At 65.7% G+C, this 2,397-nt stretch carries 2 protein-coding genes; both read left to right on the plus strand.

Annotated elements, in window-relative coordinates:
* Window positions 1-1,856 (plus strand): DNA polymerase III subunit alpha (dnaE, locus tag ACOJTD_RS16800; protein WP_420134025.1); only part of this gene is annotated, 1,856 nt, incomplete at its 5' end.
* Between the two features lie 164 nt (window positions 1,857-2,020).
* Window positions 2,021-2,397, plus strand: a 377-nt coding sequence (locus ACOJTD_RS16805) for a caspase family protein (RefSeq protein WP_420134026.1), incomplete at its 3' end; no start/stop codon positions are given.

Genomic DNA, 2,397 nt, shown 5'->3' on the forward strand with positions numbered 1-2,397 from the left:
CGCTCTATCGAGACCCGCGCTCCGATATGCCGGTCACGCAATACAATCTCAAATGGGTCGAGCCTGCGGGCCTCGTGAAATTCGACTTCCTTGGCCTCAAGACCCTCACCACCATCCGCTATGCCGTCGAGATGGTGAAGCAGCGCGACATCCATGTCGACCTGCCGACGCTGCCGATCGACGACGCGCCGAGCTATCAGATGCTGGCGCGCGGCGATGTGGTCGGCGTGTTCCAGGTGGAAAGCGCGGGCATGCGGCGCGCGCTGGTCGACATGCGGCCGGACCGGTTCGAGGACATCATCGCGCTGGTGGCGCTGTATCGCCCCGGCCCGATGGCCAACATCCCGACCTATTGCGCCCGCAAGCACGGCGACGAGGAGCCGGAATATCTGCATCCGATGCTGGAGCCGATCCTCAAGGAGACGTTCGGCGTCATCATCTACCAAGAGCAGGTGATGCAGATCGCCCAGGTGATGGCCGGCTACTCGCTCGGCGACGCCGACCTGCTGCGCCGCGCCATGGGCAAGAAGATCCGCGCCGAGATGGACAAGCAGCGCGCGATCTTCGTCGAGGGCGCGGTCAAGAACGGCGTCGCCAAGGACGCCGCCGACACCATCTTCGACCTGCTGGCAAAGTTTGCCGACTACGGCTTCAACAAGAGCCACGCGGCCGCCTATGCGCTGGTGTCGTATCACACCGCCTACATGAAGGCGCATTACCCGGTCGAATTCCTGGCCGCGTCGATGACGCTGGAAATCAACAACACCGACAAGCTCTCGGAATTCCGCGCCGAAGCGCAGCGGCTCGGCATCAAGGTCGAGGCGCCGTCGGTCAACCGCTCGGGCGCGACCTTCGAAGTCGGCGAGAATACGATCTACTACGCACTCGCCGGCCTGAAGGGCGTCGGCATGCAGGCGGTGCAGCAGATCGTCGAAGCGCGCGGCGACAAGCCGTTCGCCTCGCTGTCCGATTTCGCGGCCCGTGTCAGCCCGCGTGCGATCAACAAGCGTGTGGTTGAATGTCTCGCCGCCGCCGGCGCGTTCGACTGCCTCGATCCAAACCGGGCCCGCGTGTTCGCCGCCGCCGATGCGATCATAGCCGCCTGTCAGCGGGCCAACGAGGCTGTCACCAGCGGCCAGAACGACATGTTCGGCAGTCTGCCGGACGCGCCGTCGATCGTGATGCCGCAGATCGAAGCCTGGCTGCCGTCGGAGCGCCTGCGCCGCGAATACGACGCGATCGGCTTCTTCCTGTCCGGCCATCCGCTCGACGACTACACCACGGCGCTGAAGCGGCTGCGGGTGCAGTCGTGGACGGATTTCTGCAAGGCGGTGAAGTCCGGGGCCACCGCCGGCAAGGTTGCCGCCACGGTGGTGTCGCGGATGGAGCGGCGCACCAAGACCGGAAACAAGATGGGCATTATGGGCCTGTCGGATCCGACCGGGCATTTCGAGGCGGTGCTGTTCTCGGAGGGGTTGGCGCAATATCGCGACGTGCTCGAGCCGGGCGCCGCGGTGCTGCTGCAGCTCGGGGCCGAGCTGCAGGGCGAGGACGTCCGCGCTCGCGTGCTGCACGCCGAGCCGCTCGATGCCGCTGCCGCCAAGGCGCAGAAGGGACTTCGCATCTTCCTGCGCGATACCAAGTTCCTCGATTCGGTTGCCAAGCGCCTTGAGGGCGCCGCGCCGTCGAGCCCGGCGCAGGGCCGCTCGGCGGGCGAGGGCGACGTCTCGCTGGTGCTGATGCTCGACCTCGAAACCGAGGTCGAAATGAAGCTGCCCGGACGCTACAAGGTCTCGCCGCAAATCGCCGGCGCCATCAAGGCGGTGTCCGGTGTCGTCGACGTGCAGGCGCTGTAAGCGACGACCCGGAGTGGTATCAGTCCCGAGCCGCACGCAGTGCAGCAGCGGCCTGCCTTGTTCACGTCGCGTTTTGTTCAAGTGACATTCAGATGAGCGCGCGCTGAACTAAGCGCGGTGGCGATCCGCAGGTGCGGATGGCGCTCATGCATCAGGTCACGATCATGCGTCTCACTCCGCTTCTGTCTCTGTTCTCCGCCTTTGTTGTTTTGCTGATCGCCGTCCCGGACGGCGCCTTCGCGCAGCAGCAGGAAAAGCGCATCGCACTGGTGATCGGCAACGCCGCCTACGCCAAGGCGCCGCTCTCGACCGCCGCCAATGACGGCGGCCTGATCGCCCAGACGCTGCAGGCCGCTGGCTTCGACGTCAGCGGCGCCCGCGACCTCGACGGCGACACGCTGCGCGGCGCCTTCCGCGACTTTATGAAGAAGGCCGAGGATTCTGGACCCGATACGGTCGCGGCGATCTACTTGGCCGGCTACGGAGTCCAGTACGCCGGCGAGAACTACTTCATCCCGGTCGACTCCCGAATATCTCGCGA

The organism is Rhodopseudomonas sp. (genome assembly GCF_048594845.1).
Lineage (GTDB): Bacteria > Pseudomonadota > Alphaproteobacteria > Rhizobiales > Xanthobacteraceae > Rhodopseudomonas.